Below are 21204 nucleotides of genomic sequence, written 5' to 3'. Positions count from 1 at the left end.
TTACTTTTGAGCAGTTACCGGCATTTCCCGGTTCATTATTTCTACCGGAGTCCCTTCCGACAGGAAACGCAGTTTGCTGACAGCCACCGTTTCTCCCGCCTGCAATCCACCTTTTACTTCGACTTTTCCATTCGGGAGTAACTCACCCAATATCACCTTCTTCTTTGAGACTTTTCTCGTAGCATTGTCCACTGTCCAGACATAATCCCCTTCAGTAGGCCGGTGACTAAGGGCAGTTTGAGGTACAGTCACCATTGCGACAGATGAAGAAGCCGGAAAGTCCAACAACATCTTTCCCGAAATACCGGCAGGCCATTTTCCCTGTTTATTCGGTAGCAATGCCGTCAGCAAGAAAGACAGATTATTCCGGGTAGTGCTTTTGGAAACCTCCACTACTTTTGCCGGATATACTTCCTCTGTACAGACATCAAAACGGACACCCACTTCTTTTATTTTTTCTGCCTGAAGCGCTATGTCCTGTGTGACATAGGCTTCTATTTTCAGTTGGGTAATATCAATAAAAGACACCACCGGCTGAGTAGCTTTTACATCCTGAAACTTCTCGATATAGACTTCTCCTACATATCCGTCAAAAGGAGCAATCAACCGGGTATCGTCCAATTCATTCGTCACCGTCTCAAAAGCTGTCTTGGCTGAAGTGTAGTCAGCACGCGCTTTTTCATAAGCACTGGCCGATAGGTTATCTTTTTCATACAGCACCTTTATCCGTTCAAACTCTGCTTTCGCCTGATTGTAAACAGCTTCCGCGCGTTCTTTTCGGATACGAAAATCACGGGAATCTATTTCTGCAATGATATCTCCACGATGATAAAAATTTCCGGCATATACTTCAAAACGGTCAATCGGTCCGCCAACTCTGAAAGAAAGTTCCGTCTCTTTAAAAGGTTTTGAGATAAACGAAAACTCGCGTTCCGAAGAAGGAACCAAAGTTTCCGCCTCTGCCACTTTCACCCGTATCGGTTCATCCGTCTTTTGTTCTCCTCTTCCACAGGAAGCAAACAGGCAAAGGCAAAAAATACATAATGAGAATCTAGTCGTTGTCATTCTGTTCTAAAAATAAATTATGTTATCAACGACACGAAAATAGACGAAAAAAGAGAAAGCAACCGTTTTAAAGTTTCCGAGACGGAAAAGACAGGGATGAAACAGAAAAAGAAGAGATGAAATATTGAGCCTTTTATCGTACTTATGTGTTTCATTACTATCTTTGCAGCTCAAATAAATACTGCAATATTAATTTATGACTGAAGAAAAAATACATAAAGACCGGACGGGAAGTTGGTGGGCATTAAGTCCTTTGCTCGTATTCTTATGTCTCTATTTGGTAACATCTATCCTGATCAACGACTTTTATAAAGTGCCTATTACAGTGGCCTTTCTGGTCTCCTCCTGCTATGCAATCGCTATCACCAAAGGATTGAAGCTCGATCAACGTATTTACCAGTTTTCCGTAGGAGCCGCTAACAAGAATATCCTACTGATGATATGGATATTTATTCTTGCCGGAGCCTTTGCACACAGTGCCAAACAGATGGGAGCGATTGACGCCACCGTCAATCTGACATTACATATTCTTCCGGATAATCTGCTGCTAGCCGGTATATTTATTGCAGCCTGTTTTATCTCCCTGTCTATCGGAACCAGCGTGGGTACTATCGTAGCCCTCACCCCTGTAGCTGTGGGGCTGGCAGAAAAAACGGAAATAGCGCTTCCTTTCATGGTGGCAGTGGTAGTCGGCGGTTCTTTCTTCGGAGATAACCTATCATTTATATCCGACACTACTATCGCATCTACGAAAACACAGGAATGCGTCATGCGTGACAAGTTCCGGGTAAACTCCATGATCGTTGTCCCGGCAGCCATCATCGTATTGGGCATTTATATCTTTCAAGGATTATCCATCACCGCCCCCACTCAGATCCAAACGATCGAATGGATAAAAGTGATACCTTATATAATAGTATTAGGAACAGCCGTTGCCGGAATGAATGTGATGCTTGTATTAATTATAGGTATCCTGACAAGTGGCATTATCGGCATTGCCACCGGAAGTTTCGGAATATTCGACTGGTTCGGAGCTATGGGAACAGGAATAACGGGAATGGGAGAATTAATCATCATCACCCTACTGGCAGGAGGAATGTTGGAAACAATCCGCTACAATGGAGGCATTGATTTTATTATCCGGAAACTTACCCGCCACGTCAACGGCAAGCGGGGTGCGGAACTAAGCATTGCCGCTTTGGTAAGTATCGCCAATCTGTGTACCGCCAACAATACTATTGCCATCATAACAACAGGACCGATAGCAAGAGATATCGCCCGGAAATTCCATCTCGACCGGAGGAAAACCGCCAGTATTCTCGACACCTTCTCCTGCCTGATACAGGGCATTATTCCATACGGTGCTCAAATGCTGATTGCTGCAGGACTTGCCAATATTTCCCCTATCAGTATCATCGGTAATCTCTATTATCCTTTCACGATGGGAGCCTGCGCATTGCTAGCCATCCTATTCCGCTACCCTAAACGATATTCGTAAAAAAATAGCGAAATGTTTGTCAATCAAAAGAAAAGCCGTATCTTTGTGCCCGCTATTACGAGATAATGGCATAATTCAAATCAATCATTAAAAACAATTATTAAAAATGGCAACTAGAATCAGATTGCAGAGACACGGACGTAAAAGTTACGCGTTCTATTCAATTGTAATTGCAGACAGCAGAGCACCACGTGATGGTAAATTTATTGAGAAGATTGGTACTTACAACCCTAACACCAATCCTGCTACAGTAGATTTGAATTTCGACGCTGCATTGGCATGGGTACTGAAAGGTGCACAACCAAGCGACACTGTACGTAATATCCTTTCTCGTGAAGGAGTTTACATGAAGAAACATCTTCTGGGCGGTGTAGCGAAAGGCGCATTCGGAGAAGCAGAAGCAGAAGCTAAATTCGAAGCTTGGAAAAACAACAAACAGTCAGGTTTGGCTGCTTTGAAAGCTAAACAAGACGAAGCTAAGAAAGCTGAAGCTAAAGCACGTCTGGAAGCAGAAAAGAAAATCAACGAAGTGAAAGCAAAAGCACTCGCTGAAAAGAAAGCTGCTGAGGCTGCTGAAAAAGCTGCTGCTGAAGCACCCGCAGAAGAAGCTGCAGCTCCGGCTGAAGAAGCTCCTGCAACAGAAGCTGCTGCTGAATAATTTTCAGCAGGTTCCGAATAAGAAATTAGGAAAAAGCAATAAATCCTCTTTGGTTCTCCGAAGGGGATTTTTTTATTTTCTGCTATAAAACATAGTAAATAATTAGTTTCTTTCAAAATAAAATGCCTTTCTTTGCATCAGCATAGTTCAGCACGGTTAACTCTTATAATATTAGCATGAAACGAACTGATAAGAAAGCAACATTCGGACAACAGGCAACTAAGGTCACACAATTGGCAGACACACTTAGTCAGGCTATTTCCAGGAAAGAATTTCTTGAAGGAGATTCTTTGCCTTCCATCAACCAGTTGAGTGCACACTATGGAGTATCGCGTGATACGGTGTTCAAGGCTTTTCTTGATTTACGTGAACGGGGGCTGATTGACTCCACTCCCGGAAAAGGTTACTATGTGACCAGCCAGGTGACTAATGTCTTATTGTTACTCGACCAATATACCCCTTTCAAAGAAGCTTTATACAACAGTTTCATCAAACGACTGCCTATTAATTATAAGGTCGACCTGTTGTTTCACCAATACAACGAGCGATTGTTCAATACCATCATTCGCGAATCCGTAGGAAAATACAACAAATATATAGTGATGAATTTCGACAACGAGAAATTCAGCACAGCCCTTAACAAAATTAATCCTGCACGACTGCTTCTTCTGGACTTCGGTAAATTCGAGAAAAGCAAGTATTTCTATATCTGTCAGGATTTTGACGAGTCTTTCTATCAGGCATTACTGACGTTGAAAGACAAAATGCACAAATACCGTCAGATCGTATTCCTGTTCTCTAAAGGATTAAAACATCCGCAAAGCAGCAAAGAATATTTTACCCGTTTCTGCGAAGAACAAGGATTCTCATACGAGATACAGGAAGACATTGAAAATCTAGTAGTGCAGAAAGGGGCAGCCTATATAGCCATCAAGCAACAAGACGTTGTAAAGGTGGTCAAACAAGGAAGATTGGAGGGACTGAAATGTGGAAAAGATTTCGGCCTGCTGGCATACAATGATATTCCTTCTTACGAAGTGATTGACGAAGGAATTACCTCATTGACTATTGACTGGGAAATGATGGGGAACGAAGCGGCAAACTTCGTTCTCAATGACGCCTCTGTACAGAAGTACCTCCCTACCGGAGTCAGGCTTCGAAAATCCCTCTAATTTTTTTTTGCCGCATATTCAGCACAGTTCAGCACAGAGTTCAATTAATCATATAATATTAAAAAAAGAAACCATGAAAAAGTATCCGAAAATCGGGATTCGTCCCACCATCGACGGTCGCCAGGGTGGCGTTCGTGAAAGCCTTGAAGAAAAAACAATGAATTTGGCTAAAGCCGTAGCCGAATTAATCAGCAGCAACTTGAAAAACGGTGACGGAAGTCCCGTAGAATGCGTGATTGCCGACAGTACCATCGGCCGCGTAGCCGAAAGTGCAGCTTGTGCAGAGAAGTTCGAAAGAGAAGGTGTAGGTTCCACTATCACTGTAACTTCCTGTTGGTGTTATGGCGCGGAAACAATGGATATGAACCCGTATTACCCGAAAGCAGTCTGGGGATTCAATGGAACAGAACGTCCGGGTGCTGTATATCTGGCAGCAGTATTGGCAGGACACGCACAAAAAGGACTTCCCGCATTCGGAATCTACGGACATGATGTTCAAGATCTGGACGACAACGCAATTCCCGAAGATGTAGCGGAAAAGATTCTTCGCTTTGCACGCGCCGCACAGGCAGTAGCCACCATGAGGGGCAAGTCTTATCTGTCAATGGGTAGCGTATCTATGGGTATTGCCGGCTCTATCGTCAATCCTGATTTCTTCCAGGAATATTTGGGTATGCGCAATGAATCTATCGACCTGACAGAGATTATCCGCCGCATGGAAGAGGGTATCTACGACCACGAAGAATACGCCAAAGCAATGGCATGGACTGAAAAGTATTGCAAGGTAAACGAGGGCGATGACTTCAAGAACCGTCCCGAAAAACGTAAAACCCGCGAGCAGAAAGACGCAGACTGGGAATTTATCGTAAAGATGATGATTATCATGCGTGACTTGATGACCGGAAACCCGAAACTCAAAGAGATGGGATTCAAGGAAGAAGCTTTGGGACATAACGCTATCGCAGCCGGTTTCCAGGGACAACGCCAATGGACTGACTTCTATCCGAACGGTGACTATCCGGAAGCCTTACTCAATACTTCCTTCGATTGGAACGGTATCCGTGAAGCATTTGTAGTAGCTACTGAAAATGATGCCTGCAACGGTGTAGCTATGCTGTTCGGTCACTTGCTGACTAATCGCGCTCAAATATTCTCAGATGTGCGTACTTATTGGAGCCCCGAAGCCGTGAAACGTGTGACCGGCAAAGAGTTGAGCGGTCTGGCAGCAAACGGTATTATCCATCTTATCAATTCCGGTGCCACTACGCTCGACGGTTCCGGTCAATCGGTAGACGCGGAAGGCAATCCGGTGATGAAAGAACCTTGGAACCTGACTGATGCAGATGTAGAAAACTGCCTGAAGGCAACAACTTGGTATCCGGCGGACCGTGACTACTTCCGTGGAGGCGGTTTCTCATCCAATTTCCTGTCAAAAGGTGGAATGCCTGTCACTATGATGCGTCTGAACCTGGTCAAAGGTCTTGGTCCTGTCCTGCAAATCGCAGAAGGATGGACAGTTGAGATTGACCCGGAAATTCACCAAAAACTCAATATGCGTACCGACCCCACATGGCCTACTACCTGGTTTGTTCCCCGTCTGTGCGATAAACCGGCTTTCAAAGATGTATATTCAGTAATGAACAATTGGGGAGCCAATCACGGAGCTATCAGTTACGGACACATCGGACAGGACTTAATCACTCTTGCCTCTATGCTCCGCATCCCTGTATGTATGCACAACGTAGAAGAAGACCAGATCTTCCGCCCAGCCGCATGGAACGCTTTCGGTATGGACAAAGAGGGTGCAGACTACAGAGCTTGTACAACTTACGGTCCTATTTATAAATAAGATTAAAACGCAGATTATGATTACCAACGAACATATTGAACAGTTTCTATCACAGGCACATCGCTATGGAGCTGCCAAATTGATGTTATGTAGTAGCGGCAATCTCTCTTGGCGAATTGGTGAAGAAGCATTGATTTCAGGTACGGGGTCTTGGGTACCGACTTTATATAAGGAGAAAGTTTCCATCTGCAATATTGCCAGTGGCACTTCTACAAATGGAGTAAAACCGTCAATGGAAAGTACCTTCCATCTGGGCATTCTTCGCGAACGCCCGGATGTAAATGTAGTTCTCCATTTTCAGTCGGAATATGCAACGGCCGTTTCCTGCATGAAAAACAAGCCGACCAACTTCAATGTAACGGCAGAAATTCCTTGCCATGTAGGTTCGGAAATACCGGTGATTCCCTATTACCGTCCCGGTTCGCCGGAACTGGCCAAAGCAGTGGTAGAAGCCATGTTGAATCATAATTCCGTGTTGTTGACCAATCACGGGCAAGTGGTATGCGGAAAAGATTTCGATCAGGTATATGAACGGGCTACTTTCTTTGAAATGGCTTGCCGTATCATTGTCCAATCCGGTGGAGACTACTCAGTACTGACTCCGGCGGAGATAGAAGATCTGGAAATCTATGTATTGGGAAAGAAAACAAAATAGTATCCGGAAACACATACCATGAAAGATACGCATAGAAACACTTATTTAGCAGCAGACTTTGGAGGAGGAAGCGGGCGTATTATCGCCGGCTCTCTTCTCCACGGTAAGCTGGAATTGGAGGAAGTTCACCGCTTCCCCAATCGTCAGGTTAAACTCGGCAATCATGTTTATTGGGATTTTCCCGCCTTGTTTGAGGATATGAAGACCGGATTAAAACAGGCCGCACAAAGAGGGTACGACGTTAAAGGAATCGGAATCGATACTTGGGGAGTCGACTTCGGGCTTATTGACAAGGATGGTAATCTGCTAGGAAACCCAGTTTGTTACCGGGATGCACGAACGGATGGAATGCCGACAGAAGTGTTCAAGTTCCTAAACGAGCAGCAACACTATGCCGATACCGGTATACAAGTAATGGCGATCAATACGTTATTCCAGCTTTACAGCATGAAAAAAAGTAAGGATGCGCAATTAGACGCAGCCCAACGGCTTTTATTCATGCCCGACCTTTTCAGCTACTTTCTGACAGGAATAGCCAACAATGAATATTGCATTGCCTCTACATCCGAACTACTCGATGCACGACAACGAACATGGTCTTTATCTACCATTCGTACACTCGGACTTCCCGAACATTTGTTCGGCGAAATCATCTATCCGGGTACTATCAGAGGAACTTTAAAAGAGGATATTGCCCAAGAAACAGGCTTAGGATCTGTAGACGTAATTGCAGTAGGTTCACACGATACGGCTAGCGCTGTTGCCGCTGTTCCCGCTACGGAATCTCCTATCGCATTTCTAAGTTCCGGCACTTGGTCGCTGTTGGGAGTAGAAGTAGACGAACCGATACTGACAGAGGAAGCGCGGCTGGCTCAGTTTACGAATGAAGGTGGCGTGGGAGGCCGTATCCGGTTCCTGCAAAATATCACAGGTTTATGGATTCTGCAACGTCTGATGAGTGAATGGAAAACACGTGGTGAAGAACAGAGCTATGACACGCTCATCCCACAAGCAGCCGAAGCAACGATTGCTTCCATCATCCCTGTAGATGATGCACTATTCATGAATCCGGTAAATATGGAAAACGCTCTTATGGATTACTGCCGACAACACGACCTTCCGGTTCCACAGAACAAAGCGGAAATGGTGAAATGCGTGCTCCAATCCTTAGCTTTCAAATATAAGCAAGCGGTGGAAAAACTCAACCGTTGTCTTCCTTCTCCAATTCGCCAACTCAACATTATCGGTGGAGGATCACAAAATAAATTACTCAATCAGTTGACAGCCGACGCACTTGGCATTCCCGTATATGCCGGTCCGGTAGAAGCTACCGCGATAGGAAATATCCTGACGCAAGCAATGGCCAAAGGAGAGATATCCGATCTTCACGAACTGCGAGAGATTGTAAGACATAGCGTTACACCACAAGTTTATCATCCTAAAAAAATAGAATTATAATGACCATGAAACACACTAAACAGTCCATCATCTCAAAAGATGGCGTCAGTTATCTTATTCCCTTTATTCTCATTACCTCGTGTTTTGCGTTATGGGGATTCGCAAACGACATTACCAATCCGATGGTAAAGGCATTCTCCAAAATCTTCCGAATGAGCGCTACTGATGGTGCACTTGTACAAGTAGCTTTTTATGGAGGATATTTCGCAATGGCTTTTCCCGCCGCAATATTTATCCGCAAATACTCCTACAAAGCAGGTGTATTGCTAGGGCTCGGAATGTACGCTTTCGGAGCATTCTTATTTTTCCCCGCTAAAATGACAGGGGAATATTACCCGTTCCTAATCGCCTACTTCATTCTGACTTGCGGACTTTCTTTCCTGGAAACAAGTTGTAATCCTTACATTCTTTCTATGGGAACTGAGGAAACAGCCACACGACGTTTGAATCTTGCCCAATCTTTTAATCCTATGGGATCCCTTTTGGGTATGTATGTGGCAATGCAGTTTATCCAGGCAAAATTACACCCGATGTGTACCGAAGAACGGTCACTGCTCAATGATAGTGAATTTCAAGCTATCAAAGAAAGCGACCTTACAGTTTTGATTGCCCCCTACCTTATTATCGGACTGATTATCTTGGCTATGCTCATCGTCATACGGCTTGTCAAAATGCCTAAAAACGGAGATCAGAACCACAAAATAGACTTCTTCCCTACTCTCAAACGTATTTTCATGGAAACACGTTATCGTGAAGGTGTAATCGCACAGTTCTTCTATGTAGGCGCACAGATTATGTGCTGGACATTTATCATCCAATACGGAACACATCTGTTCATGTCACCGGATTTCGGTATGGATGAAAAAAGCGCAGAAGTACTTTCCCAGCAATACAACATCATAGCAATGGTCATTTTCTGTGTCAGCCGTTTTATCTGCACCTTTATCCTGCGTTATCTCAATGCCGGAAAATTACTGATGATTCTTGCTATCTTCGGAGGTCTTTTCACATTGGGCACCATCTTCCTTCAAAACATTTTCGGACTCTACTGTCTGGTAGCAGTTTCCGCCTGTATGTCACTGATGTTCCCAACCATTTACGGTATTGCCTTGAAAGGTATGGGAGACGACGCCAAATTCGGGGCAGCCGGTCTTATCATGGCTATTTTGGGAGGTTCCGTCCTGCCACCGTTACAGGCATGCATTATTGACATGAAGGAAATCGGTTGGCTTCCGGCTGTCAATGTTTCATTCATTCTGCCATTTATCTGTTTCCTTGTGATTATCGGATACGGATATCGCACAGTGAAAAGAAACTGGTAAAATAAAGATAAATATCAACCTTTTACTTTGAAAGCAAAAAAAGAGTATGCTTCAGTGTGAAGACATACTCTTTTTTTATACTTTTGTGAAATAACCATGTTATGTAAAAATGACTATAACGGAAAACATTCGAAAAGAGTTACAGGCGTTAGTAGATTCCAAGTATCAGGAGTTCCATTCTGCCTTAGTTCCCGGAACGGAAAATATTCTAGGCGTACGCATTCCACAACTGAGAGTAATGGCCAAAGAAATAGCCAAAAGAGATGATTGGCGTATATTTGTCGAGGCAACCGATACCAAGTTTTATGAAGAAGCTATGCTTCAAGGAATGGTTATCGGACGATCTAAAACGGCACTTGACGAACAAATGAAATACGTAGAGAGATTTGTTCCCCGTATCGATAACTGGGCAGTTTGTGACATATTTTGCGGCGAGCTGAAAACTGCCGTAAAAAAAGGAAAAGAAACAGTATGGCAATTTATACAGCCTTATTTAAAATCCACCCAAGAATTCGAGCTACGTTTCGGAATTGTCATGCTTCTCCATTATATAGATGAAGGACATATTGATCTACTGTTGAAATACGCCGACTCATTCTGCCATGACGCTTATTATGCACGTATGGCTATGGCTTGGATGATATCAATCTGTTTCGTTAAGTTCCCCGAAAAGACAATGGAATATCTGAAACATAGTAAGCTGGATAACTGGACCTATAATAAATCATTGCAGAAAACGATCGAATCTCTCCGCGTAGATAAAAAAACTAAAGATGTTCTTCGAAGTATGAAAAGGCGTTAATCTGCATTTTATTATTCATTATGACCTCTTTATTTTTTTCCTTCTACTTCTGCGTCTCTGTTGTTTACGGCGACTGTAACTTTGCCATCTTTTATAAATCATCCAACCACTCATCAAAGCAACGACAACAAAAATAAGGATAGTAATACCGACTCCCAGATTATCTCCTTTGATACGCGACCAAATATCAAGAACTTCTTTGGTCTTATCACCAAAATCACGAATCATGGCACAACGTTCCACTACTTTGCGATCCGGATATTGTATCTTATCAATCTGTATACTATCGGCATCCGGTCCAAAGAAATAACTCAAGTCGGAAAAATATGTGAGAGTGGTGTCTTGCTTTTCTTCCAAAATCTCAGGAGTGGCAACCGAACTTACATAGCCGCAGAAATCCATATTGCGCAAAGCAATGTCCGGACGACACATGAAATTAATAAAATAGCTGGCTGCTCTCGGATTCTTCGCGTATTTAGGAATCACCCAACCATCGTACCATATATTACTCCCCTCTTCAGGAACCACATAATCCAAGTCCACTCCTACCGCATTGGCTTCCTCAATCGCCCATATCGCATCACCACTCCACGTCATATTCAGCCAAGCCTTGTTTTTCGTCATCATCTCCTTGCCGAAGTCCGCTTCCCAGCCGGCAATATTCGGTTTCAACTCTTTCAGATATTTCTCCGCCAACTCCATCGCACGCGGAGAGTAATCGTTCATCAGTTCCTCCACCGTCACCGTTCCTTCTTCCAACTCTTTCGCGTGAGCATAGATGATAGCAGTACCGTATGCATCACGATAACTATCTTTCATCAGTATTTTTCCGGCATACTTCCTATTCCAAAGACACTCCCATGAGGTTGCGACCGAATCGGGAATATACGCACGGTTATACAGGATTCCCGCTGTTCCCCACATATAACATACCGCATAACGGCTCGCTTCCTCTCCCGGTTGGCTCAGCTTATTGATTTGCTCACGGATAAATGGAGCCACATTCTGCATATAATTAGGAGAATGGGCAAAATTCGTATCAATGGGCAAAAGCAAATGTTTCTTCAACATACGCTCAATAATATATTCCGAAGGGCATACCACATCGAAGTCCTCATGGCCTTTCTCTATCTTCGTCAACATGATTTCGTTGATGTCGAATGTCTGATAAACGATACGGATATTCTCCCCCGTCTGCTCCTTATAATACGCTTGAAAATCTTCGAGTACACTATCTCCGATATAATCCGCCCAATTATAAATCTTGAGAATCCGCTCACGGGGCTCGCCGGAGTTGTAACACCCGGTCAAACTCAACACTAACAGGATAACAGGAATTATCTTTTTCATCTTATTTACGTAGTAATACATTTAGTAATCCGTTAATCTTTTTTCTTCGCTTTCCCTGCCCGGTAATTAATCGCAATAAGCAATGCCAGCACTACAACAAAAATAATGGCAGAAAGCGGGCGAAGTTCCGGTGTCAGCCCTCCTTTACGGGCATCGGCATAGATATAGGTAGAAAGCGTCTCCAATCCTTGATTGCCGATGGTAAATACAGTCACGGCAAAATCATCAATAGACAGAGTCAATGCCAGCATGAATCCACTAATCATTCCCGGACGAATCTCCGGTACAATGACTTTCCACAGGGCTTGCATAGGAGTAGCTCCCAAATCGAGGGCAGCCTCATAAATATTCGGGTTCATCTGTTTCAGACGGGGTAAGACACTCAACACAACGTACGGCGTACAGAAAGTGATATGCGCAAGCACTACGGTAGTATATCCTTGCGTAATCCCCACTGAAACGAACAAAAGGAAAAGCGAAATACCGGTAATAATATCTCCATTCAGAATAGGAATACTATTCACAAAACCAATCGCCTTACGCGAACGGGATTTCATGTTAAAGATACCGATAGCGGCCACACTCCCCAACAACGTAGAGGCGGTTGCAGCAAGCAGAGCGATAGTGATCGTATTAATCAAGGCATTCATCAAAGAGTGATGTGTGCCCGTAGTGAAAAGCGAGGTGTAAAGCTTAGTGGAAAAGCCCGTCCAGTTACCCAGTACTTTTGCTTCGGTAAATGAATAGATGACAATAATCACAATAGGAGAATAAAGCAACAACAGCAATATCCATAAATAAGCCTGAGCCAGTATCTTCTTTACCATAATCCTCCTCCTTCGTTAGCGTTATCTTTATCATCCGTACTGAACAAGGAAGTAGCTGCAATCAGCAACAGCATGATAAGCGAAAGCGCCGCTCCGTAGTTCCACATACTATTATTGATATTCTCCTGAATCGTTGTACCGAAAAGTTTGATATTGTTCATTGTCAACAGTTCGGCAATGGCAAAAGTCGAAATCGTCGGCATAAACACCATCATGATACCACTCATGACTCCCGGCATAGAAAGTGGAAGAACCGCTTTCAGAAAGACTTGCAGAGGATTGGCTCCCAAATCTTGCGCAGCCTCAATATAACTATGATCCATCTTCTGCAAAGTGTTGTAGATAGGATAAATCATGAAAGGGATAAAATTGTAGACCATACCGAATATCAATGCCCCCTCACCCAGCGGCACACTGAAAAAGTCGAATAAGGCAACAGTAGCTAACGTACGCACCAGGATATTTACCCACATCGGCAGGATAAACAGAACCACCATCGTTTTAGAACGGTTCAGTTTACTGTTACTCAATATCCAGGCTGCGGGATACCCTAACAAAATACAAACAATAGTAGTGATAATAGCAATACCGATAGAGTAGACAAAGGTATTGATAGCTTCGGGATGTTCGAAGAACTTCTGAAAGTTGGCGAGCGTCAAATGGCCGTTATCATCGGTAAATGCATACACAACAATTAAGAACAACGGTATGACCACAAAGATCGCCGAAAAAATAATGTAAGGGAGCGCCCAACTCTTACGTGATGACAAAAACACTAAAAACCTCTTATTCACTTCCTTTCCTGTTAATCGGTTATTTTAACTACACGGATGGCATCCGGGGGGATAGTGATACCTACGCGGTCGCCATCGTCCCATACATCATTCGTATCTACAAACACATTCTCGTCCCAGTCGGACAACACAGTCAAATGATAATGATCTCCTTTATAAAGGATAAACTTCACCTCACCTGTCAACGCCCCGTCTTCCTCGTTATCCTGAAGAATCACTTTATCAAAGTCTACTTCCACCTTAACGTTTGTGTCGGGTTCTATGTTTTCCACCGGAGTACAATCAAAGCTACAGCCAAGAAATTCCACATGAGTAGCATCCAGCATTTTTCCTTCGAAAGTATTGCATACACGCTCTTTCTTCATGATATGAATATCAAACGGTTTTACCAGTAGCCCCACTTCCGCTCCTACTTCAAAATGATGGTAATCCTGCACAAGGAATTCATAACCACCACAAAGTACCGTCATTTCATAATGTACACCTTTGAATATGGAAGTCTCCACCACTCCGGTCAATTGTGCCATGTCGGATACCGGGAAAATATACAAGTCTTCGGGACGGATCACGACATCTACCGGAACATTCTCACCAAACCCCTCGTCTACACATTCGAACTCCGTACCACAGAAACAAACGAGTTTATCATGAATCATTGTACCATTCAAGATGTTACTTTCTCCGATAAAATCTGCCACGAACGAGTTGATAGGCTCATTATAAATATCGATCGGCGTACCTATCTGCTGAATCTTTCCTTCGCTCATCACAACAATCGTGTCGCTCAGCGTAAGCGCTTCTTCCTGGTCGTGAGTGACGTACACAAACGTAATTCCCAAGGATTTATGCATTTCCTTGAGTTCCATTTGCATATCCTTACGCATTTTCAGGTCAAGTGCCGCCAAAGGTTCATCCAAAAGTAATACTTCCGGCTCATTGACAATGGCACGGGCAATAGCGACACGTTGTTGCTGGCCACCGGAAAGAGAATCAACATCACGATATTCATAATCCGTCATCCCTACCATCTTCAAAGCAGCTTTCACTTTCTTCTGAATGGTCTGTTTCGGTGTTTTTTTCAGCTTCAAGCCGAAAGCAATATTGTCATATACATTCAAATGCGGAAACAAGGCATATTTCTGAAACACCGTGTTCACCGGACGCTTATGGGGAGGAGTCTGTGTTATTTCCTTACCCGAAATTCGGATCTCGCCCTCCGAAGCTGTCTGGAAACCGGCTATGAGACGTAACAATGTGGTTTTTCCGCAACCGGAAGGTCCAAGTATCGTGACAAACTCGCCCTTCTTCACGTTCAGACTCACATCATCCAATGCCGTTTTCTCGCCAAAATACTTCGATACATGGCTCACCTCAATGATGGATTTATCTTCTTGCATATTCATACTAAAGTTTGGGTTGCAAAGGTACACATTTCTGCGGTTTTCACCTACGTGTTAATCTAATATAACAGTGTTTTTCGAGGCCAGATAGAAAAATAATCTATCTTTGCATAAATATTTATTCACTAATCTTACAAAAGCATGAAAAAATTAAGTTATTTAGTCATTGCAACGGCAGCCTTAGGTATGGTAGCTTGTACCGGTGGAAACAAAGCCGGCTATGTTGTTACAGGTACAGTAGAAGGTGCAGCCGATGGTGACACCGTTTATCTTCAAGAAGCTAATGGCAGAAATCTGATCAAACTCGATACAGCCGTGATTTCTAAGGGCACGTTTACTTTCGAAGGAACACAAGATTCGGTAGTAAGCCGTTATGTCACTTGCGAAGTAAACGGAGAACCGTTGATGATTGATTTCTTCCTCGAAAACGGAAAGATCAATATTGCCTTAAGCAAAAATGATGACTCTGCTACCGGTACAGCCAACAATGACGCTTACCAGGAACTCAGAGGACAGATCAATGATATCAGCAAAAAGATGAATGCCATCTATGAAGCAATGGGTGACACTACATTGAGTGACGAACAAAAAGAAGCGAAACAGAAAGAAGGCGCTCAATTGGAGGAACAATATGACAATGCCATCAAAGAAGCTGTAAAAAAGAATATTACTAACCCAGTAGGAATATTCTTGTTCAAACAGACTTTCTACAACAATTCCACTGCCGAAAATACAGAATTGCTAGAACAAATCCCGGCTAACTTTCAGAACGATGAAGCAATCGTAAAAATCAAAGAACTGACTGACAAGCAGAAAAAAACTGCCGTTGGTACGAAATTCATTGATTTCGAGATGAAGACTCCGGATGGAAAACCTGTAAAACTATCGGATTACGTAGGTAAAGGTAAAGTGGTATTGGTTGACTTCTGGGCAAGCTGGTGCGGTCCTTGCCGTCGTGAAATGCCTAACCTGGTAGAAACTTATGCCAAATATAAAGGTAAAAACTTCGAAATCGTAGGTGTATCTCTCGACCAGGATGACGCTGCATGGAAAGATGCCATCAAAAAGCTGAACATGACTTGGCCGCAAATGTCCGACCTTAAATTCTGGCAGAGTGAAGGTGCACAACTTTATGCTGTAAACAGTATTCCTCACACCGTTTTGATTGACGGTGAAGGTACTATTATCGCACGTGGTCTCCATGGAGAAGAACTACAAGCCAAAATAGCAGAAGTTGTAAAATAAGTCACCACTATTAATCTGTGGTGGAACAGACTGTGTTGAAGCTCTTTGTAACAAACAGAAAAAATTTAGCCCCTGCATCCTCAGAGATTGCAGGGGCTAATTTTTATATATAAAGTAGCAGGGAGAATCCTCCCCCCTACCTTACATTTTCAATTAAACAAACCAGCGAACATAGCAGAAGTCTTGACGATGTGGAAGTTCCGGATTTTTCGGGAACATACGGTAAGACACCTTGAAGCTACCTGCATTCGACAGGCTATGTTTAACCTGGAATGTATACAAGTCGCCTTCTTTCTTTATCACATTGAACGGCTCTACCGAGTAAACATGTTGTTTACCGTCTGCAGTCGTATAAGTAGTAACCAATTCCAGTCCTACTGCATCATTCAGACCTTTTTCATCGATTACATAAGTGATTGTATATTCTTTTCCGCTTTCGATATCGCCTTTCTTCAGTTCTTCTACCTTATCGCAAGATACGATTTCAATAGAATCCCATTTAGCAACCACTTCCTCTTTCCATGCTGCGATTTCTTTCGCTTTCGCATTGTCATTGGCAGCCAAAGCGTGGAAACGTTTTGCTTGCTTGCAATAGAATTTGCTATAATAGTCGTCCAACTGACGCTTCATTGTATAATGAGGAGCGATTTGTGCGATAGAATTCTTCACAACCTTAATCCAGCCTTCAGAATATCCCTTCTTGTTACGAGCATAGTACAACGGCAGGATTTCAGTTTCAAGGATACTGTAAATAGTAGCAGCATCCAACTGGTCTTGATGTTCCTGATTCTGGTAAGTACGTTTTTCAGTCAACGCCCAACCTGCACCTTCACGGTAACCTTCCAGCCACCATCCGTCTAATACAGAGAAGTTAACAACACCGTTCATCAAGGCTTTTTCACCGGATGTACCGGATGCTTCCAATGGACGAGTCGGAGTATTCAACCAGATATCAACTCCGGAAACCAGACGACGAGCCAACTGCATATCGTAGTTTTCGAGGAAGATAATCTTACCCAAAAATTCCGGACGACGTGAAATCTCGATGATACGTTTGATCAAGCCCTGTCCTGCTCCATCGTGCGGATGAGCCTTACCTGTAAACAGGAACTGAACCGGATAATCAGGATTGTTCACAATCTTAGAAAGACGTTCCAAGTCGGTGAACAACAGATGCGCACGCTTGTAAGTAGCAAAACGACGACCGAAACCGATCAGCAATGCATTCGGATTGATTTTATCCATCAATGAAACGATACGTGAAGGATCTCCCTGATTCTTCAGCCAAGTATCACGGAATGACTTACGGATGTAGTCAACCAACTTATTCTTCATGGTCAGACGAGTCTGCCAGATCTCCTCATCAGGTACATTGTAGATAGCTTCCCAAATCTTAGGATTAGACTGGTCGAACCAGAAGTTTTCATTGAAATATTTAAAGTACAATTTCTTCCATTCCGTTGCGCTCCAAGTCGGGAAGTGAACACCATTCGTCACATATCCCACATGGCTTTCTTCCGGGAAATAACCTTTCCAGATAGAAGAGAACATTTCCTGAGACACTTTGCCGTGCAGCCAGCTTACACCGTTCACCTCCTGAGAAGTATTGCAAGCAAAAACAGACATACAGAAACGTTCGCCCTTGTCACCGGCATTGTTACGTCCCAAATCCATCAGGTCGTCCCAAGAGATACCCATTTTAGCAGGATAACCACCCATATATTTACCAAACAGACCTTCGTCGAAATAGTCGTGACCGGCAGGAACCGGAGTGTGAACCGTATAAAGAGAAGAAGCACGAACCAACTCGATAGCTTGATCGAAAGTCAATCCGGTAGCTACATAATCACAGATGCGTTGAACATTGATCAGTGCAGCGTGTCCCTCGTTACAATGATAAATATCTTTCTTGATACCTAGTGCTTTCAAAGTCAGGATACCACCGATACCCAACAGGATTTCCTGTTTCAAACGGTTTTCCCAATCTCCACCATAGAGCTGGTGAGTGATAGGACGGTCGAACTCGCTGTTCATTTCGTTATCCGTATCCAGCAGATACAGAGAGATACGTCCTACATTTACACGCCACACGTTAGCATGAACATAATAATCCAGATAAGGAACGTCTACTACCAACGGCTTGCCGTCTGCATCGAGCACACGGTCGATAGGAAGCTGTCCGAAGTTCTGCGCTTCATAATTAGCAATCTGCTGTCCATCCATAGACAAAGTTTGCGTAAAGTAACCGTAACGATACAAGAAACCTACCGCACACAAATCAACATTGCTGTCGGAAGCTTCTTTCAGATAGTCACCGGCCAATACACCCAGACCACCGGAATATATTTTCAGGACACTGCTCAGACCATATTCCATACTGAAATAGGCAACAGAAGGACGCTGGCTATCCGGCTTCACATCCATGTAGTCTCTGAATTTCGTATAAACCTCATTCATTCTTCTCAGAATCACCTTGTCTTTTGTCAAAGCTTCCAGCTTTTCATAGCTCATGCGTTCCAACAACAGCACAGGGTTCTGACCACATTCTTTCCAAAGTTCCGGATCTAGATCTCTAAACAGTTCTGTCGCTTCAAAATTCCATGCCCACCAAATGTTGCGTGCAATTTCAGACAACTTCTCCAACTCTACCGGTATACGTGATTTCACAGTAACCTCTTTCCAGTTGGGAATATTCACATTACTAACTTTGATTTTCATAATGTTTTTTAATTAACTTATTGATAATAAATTTTCTCTTAACTAAGTTGACGCTTCATTGCATTGCGCAAAGCAATGTCATAAGCCTCATAATAATATTGTATAAAGTGTTTCCACAAAGCCTGCTCCGCTACTTCTGCGGCACGCTTGCGGATTTCCTTCACTTCTTTTTCTGTCTTATCGGCAAATAGTGTAATTGTATCTTTGATGCCATCCGCCACTTCCGAATAATTATAGTCCGAACGGTGCAGCACCTCCACTCCATCGTTAATACCCCGCTGGTTCTTCAGGCTATTTACCCAAAGTCCGAATCCGGCCAGATCTGTAGTGATTGTCGGCACATGGAATGCAACGCTTTCCAACGGAGTATACCCCCACGGTTCATAATAAGAAGCATATACGCTCAAATCCTGTCCGAGCAATATATCATAATAATCCTTATTCATGATACCGTCACGACCATCCAAGTAGCAAGGAACGAATATCACCTTCACTTTATCCTCCGGACGGTTGCCCATTCCAAGATATTTCAGCATATCCAACACCTGGTCATGCGTCATGTTATGCAGCCAATGGGTAATGAACGGCACTTCAAGCGGAGTATCAAAATTCTTCTTACTTTTCAGACGTTCCTGCAAATCTTCACGCGGATCACCTACCCAACCGGGGACATTGATAAACGCCAGCACATTCTTATGCAAGTTCTTATCCCTGTTCAGGCGGTTCAACGATTCCAGAAATACGTCGATTCCTTTATTCTTAAACTCATATCTTCCACTGGTTCCGACAATTAACGTATCGTCACCCAGATTTGTTCCCAACAATTTGTTCGCTACATTCAACATCAAGGTACGTGCACGTTTACGCTTTCCGGTGAATGTACTTCCTTTCGGCACAAAGTCATCCTCAAAACCGTTCATAAGGATTACATCTGCCGGTTTATCCAGCAATTCCTTACATTCGTTGTTGGTAATTTCGCTTACTGTCGTAAAGCAATCCACATAATGTGCTGTCTGCTTTTCAATCGAATGCTTCGACTGCATATTCAGTTCCTGAGCCATCTGGTCACCATTGTAAGCAAATAGATAATCATACAACGGTTTGTTGTTACCAGCAATTGAACGGCCGATAGAAGTAGCATGGGTTGTAAAAATAGTAGCCACCTCAGGCACAGCTTCCTGTACATAAAGCGCTCCCATTCCGGTCATCCATTCGTGAGCCTGATATACCACCTTATCCGTCTCTGTCAGGTTATAACGATAGAAACTCTCTACCACTTTTCCCGCAGCGTACGAAAACATGGAAGCTTCGTCGTAATCGCCATAAGCGTGCAACGAATCTACCTGATAACGATTCCACATTTCAGTGTATATATCGTTCTTTTTCTCAAAAAAAGGTTGGAAATCAACAAGAATGACTATGGGTTCACCAGGGATATTCCATCGTCCGACACGAACAGAAAGTTCATCTTTCTCAAGCGCATACTTCTTCCAAGCAGCACACAGATTATCCGACTCGATGAACAGAGGGTTTTCCTTTCCTTGCCACACATCGGGACCTATGAAGAAAATTCTGTCACGAAACTTTTCCTGCAATGTATTTGCCCGGGTCGACAAGACCGTATATATCCCTCCTACTTTATTACATACTTCCCAGCTGGACTCGAAGATATAATCGGGGGTTAATAAATCTTTTACCATATAATATATTAAAACTCTTTTTAGTATGCGGGTGCAAAAGTACACATTATTCTTTGAAAAATAATACTTTATGCAAAAAATATGAGTTAAGAAGAAGAAAGAAAGAACCGCATCCAGTAAAAAAAGAATATCCCCCTGCATATGCAAAGCTCCATATACAGGGGGATTGAATGTTTTTTATTAGGAATATTCCTGCAGAAAAAATTATGCTAATGCACTACCGATCAAGAAGGTTGCAGCTAGAGCAACGATAGCATAAAGTTCCGGGAATACAGCAAGAATCAATGTGTTGCTAAATACATTGTGTCCCTGACCGATAGCAGCGATACCGTTTGCACAAACCTGTCCTTGACGGATAGCCGAGAACAAAGCTACCAAGCCTAAAGCAATACCTGCACCCAAAACGGCAGACGCTTGAATAGCCGTAATCTCAGGAGTTAAAATACCAAAAATAGTCTGGAACATAAAATAACCGGCAAAACCGTAAAGTCCCTGTGTACCCGGAAGGGCTGTCAATACAAGGAAGTTACCGAATGCACTGTCGTTCTTTTTCAATGCTCCGATAGCAGCGTTACCTGCAATAGTTACTCCGTAAGCACTACCAATGCCCGACAAACCAACCATAACCGCGATGCCAATATAGGCAATAAACAAATTCATTTCCATAATCTTATTCTATTTTTATTGTTTA

General features: G+C 43.2%; 17 protein-coding genes. 9 read left to right on the top strand and 8 right to left on the bottom strand.

Translation table 11 applies throughout. The features are described 5' to 3' along the window. Entirely contained in the window at positions 1–1065 is a 1065-nt protein-coding gene (locus ACNOGP_RS12765; RefSeq protein ID WP_418212951.1) for an efflux RND transporter periplasmic adaptor subunit, read from the bottom strand. Positions 1066–1261: 196 nt separating this feature from the next. On the opposite strand from ACNOGP_RS12765, the gene ACNOGP_RS12760 reads away from it, so the two are divergent. The 8 genes from ACNOGP_RS12760 to ACNOGP_RS12725 all read left to right on the top strand — a co-directional run bounded on the left by ACNOGP_RS12760 (position 1262) and on the right by ACNOGP_RS12725 (position 10479). Beyond that, positions 1262–2563, top strand: coding sequence for a Na+/H+ antiporter NhaC family protein (locus ACNOGP_RS12760; protein WP_418212950.1), 1302 nt, complete (start codon positions 1262–1264; stop codon positions 2561–2563). Positions 2564–2669: 106 nt separating this feature from the next. Further along, positions 2670–3221 (top strand): 30S ribosomal protein S16, encoded by a 552-nt coding sequence (locus ACNOGP_RS12755; RefSeq protein WP_007761788.1) that lies wholly within the window; start codon positions 2670–2672, stop codon positions 3219–3221. 176 nt (positions 3222–3397) lie between these two features. Next, positions 3398–4393 carry a GntR family transcriptional regulator gene (locus ACNOGP_RS12750; protein WP_418212949.1) on the top strand — a complete coding sequence of 332 codons (996 nt, stop codon included), beginning with the start codon at positions 3398–3400 and terminating at the stop codon, positions 4391–4393. 73 nt (positions 4394–4466) lie between these two features. Further along, a complete protein-coding gene (fucI, locus tag ACNOGP_RS12745; protein WP_195476998.1) occupies positions 4467–6242 on the top strand; it encodes an L-fucose isomerase in 1776 nt (591 codons plus the stop codon). Positions 6243–6258: 16 nt separating this feature from the next. After that, the gene (locus ACNOGP_RS12740) at positions 6259–6897 is read left to right on the top strand and encodes a class II aldolase/adducin family protein (protein ID WP_418212948.1); all 639 of its coding nucleotides are present in this window, start codon (positions 6259–6261) and stop codon (positions 6895–6897) included. Positions 6898–6915: 18 nt separating this feature from the next. Then, entirely contained in the window at positions 6916–8355 is a 1440-nt protein-coding gene (locus ACNOGP_RS12735) for a rhamnulokinase (protein WP_418212947.1), read from the top strand. Positions 8356–8360: 5 nt separating this feature from the next. Then, on the top strand, positions 8361–9677 hold the full coding sequence (gene fucP / locus ACNOGP_RS12730; RefSeq protein ID WP_287665605.1) for an L-fucose:H+ symporter permease: 1317 nt from the start codon (positions 8361–8363) through the stop codon (positions 9675–9677). A gap of 109 nt (positions 9678–9786) precedes the next feature. After that, positions 9787–10479 carry a DNA alkylation repair protein gene (locus ACNOGP_RS12725; protein ID WP_418212946.1) on the top strand — a complete coding sequence of 231 codons (693 nt, stop codon included), beginning with the start codon at positions 9787–9789 and terminating at the stop codon, positions 10477–10479. Positions 10480–10497: 18 nt separating this feature from the next. On the opposite strand, the gene ACNOGP_RS12720 is transcribed toward ACNOGP_RS12725, so the two are convergent. From ACNOGP_RS12720 to potA, 4 genes are read right to left on the bottom strand one after another with little or no spacing between them, the layout of a single operon-like run. Then, complete coding sequence (locus ACNOGP_RS12720; protein WP_029425947.1) at positions 10498–11829, bottom strand: ABC transporter substrate-binding protein; 1332 nt, start codon at positions 11827–11829, stop codon at positions 10498–10500. 32 nt (positions 11830–11861) lie between these two features. Next, a complete protein-coding gene (locus ACNOGP_RS12715) occupies positions 11862–12656 on the bottom strand; it encodes an ABC transporter permease (RefSeq protein ID WP_007752003.1) in 795 nt (264 codons plus the stop codon). Next, positions 12650–13450: an ABC transporter permease gene (locus ACNOGP_RS12710; RefSeq protein WP_007761808.1), complete on the bottom strand. Its 801-nt coding sequence runs from the start codon at positions 13448–13450 to the stop codon at positions 12650–12652. Before ACNOGP_RS12710 ends, ACNOGP_RS12715 begins: the two co-directional genes overlap by 7 nt. Positions 13451–13461: 11 nt before the next feature. Next, entirely contained in the window at positions 13462–14853 is a 1392-nt protein-coding gene (gene potA, locus ACNOGP_RS12705) for a polyamine ABC transporter ATP-binding protein (RefSeq protein WP_418212945.1), read from the bottom strand. A gap of 138 nt (positions 14854–14991) precedes the next feature. Between potA and ACNOGP_RS12700 the strand changes: the two genes are divergently transcribed. Further along, the gene (locus ACNOGP_RS12700; RefSeq protein WP_143866972.1) at positions 14992–16095 is read left to right on the top strand and encodes a TlpA disulfide reductase family protein; all 1104 of its coding nucleotides are present in this window, start codon (positions 14992–14994) and stop codon (positions 16093–16095) included. A gap of 153 nt (positions 16096–16248) precedes the next feature. Here ACNOGP_RS12700 and ACNOGP_RS12695 read toward each other — a convergent pair whose 3' ends face one another. The 3 genes from ACNOGP_RS12695 to ACNOGP_RS12685 form a co-directional block, all read right to left on the bottom strand. Beyond that, positions 16249–18813 carry a glycosyltransferase family 1 protein gene (locus ACNOGP_RS12695; RefSeq protein ID WP_418212944.1) on the bottom strand — a complete coding sequence of 855 codons (2565 nt, stop codon included), beginning with the start codon at positions 18811–18813 and terminating at the stop codon, positions 16249–16251. A gap of 38 nt (positions 18814–18851) precedes the next feature. After that, positions 18852–20513: a glycogen/starch synthase gene (locus tag ACNOGP_RS12690; protein WP_418212943.1), complete on the bottom strand. Its 1662-nt coding sequence runs from the start codon at positions 20511–20513 to the stop codon at positions 18852–18854. A 204-nt stretch (positions 20514–20717) separates the two neighbouring features. Continuing rightward, positions 20718–21179, bottom strand: coding sequence for a V-type ATP synthase subunit K (locus ACNOGP_RS12685; protein WP_005675599.1), 462 nt, complete (start codon positions 21177–21179; stop codon positions 20718–20720). Positions 21180–21204 lie beyond the last annotated feature (25 nt).

The organism is Bacteroides difficilis, assembly GCF_048319815.1.
In the GTDB taxonomy this organism is placed as follows: Bacteria; Bacteroidota; Bacteroidia; order Bacteroidales; family Bacteroidaceae; genus Bacteroides; species Bacteroides zhangwenhongii.
Note: the sequence above shows the minus strand (reverse complement) of the source record. Positions and strands in the feature narration are given on the sequence as shown.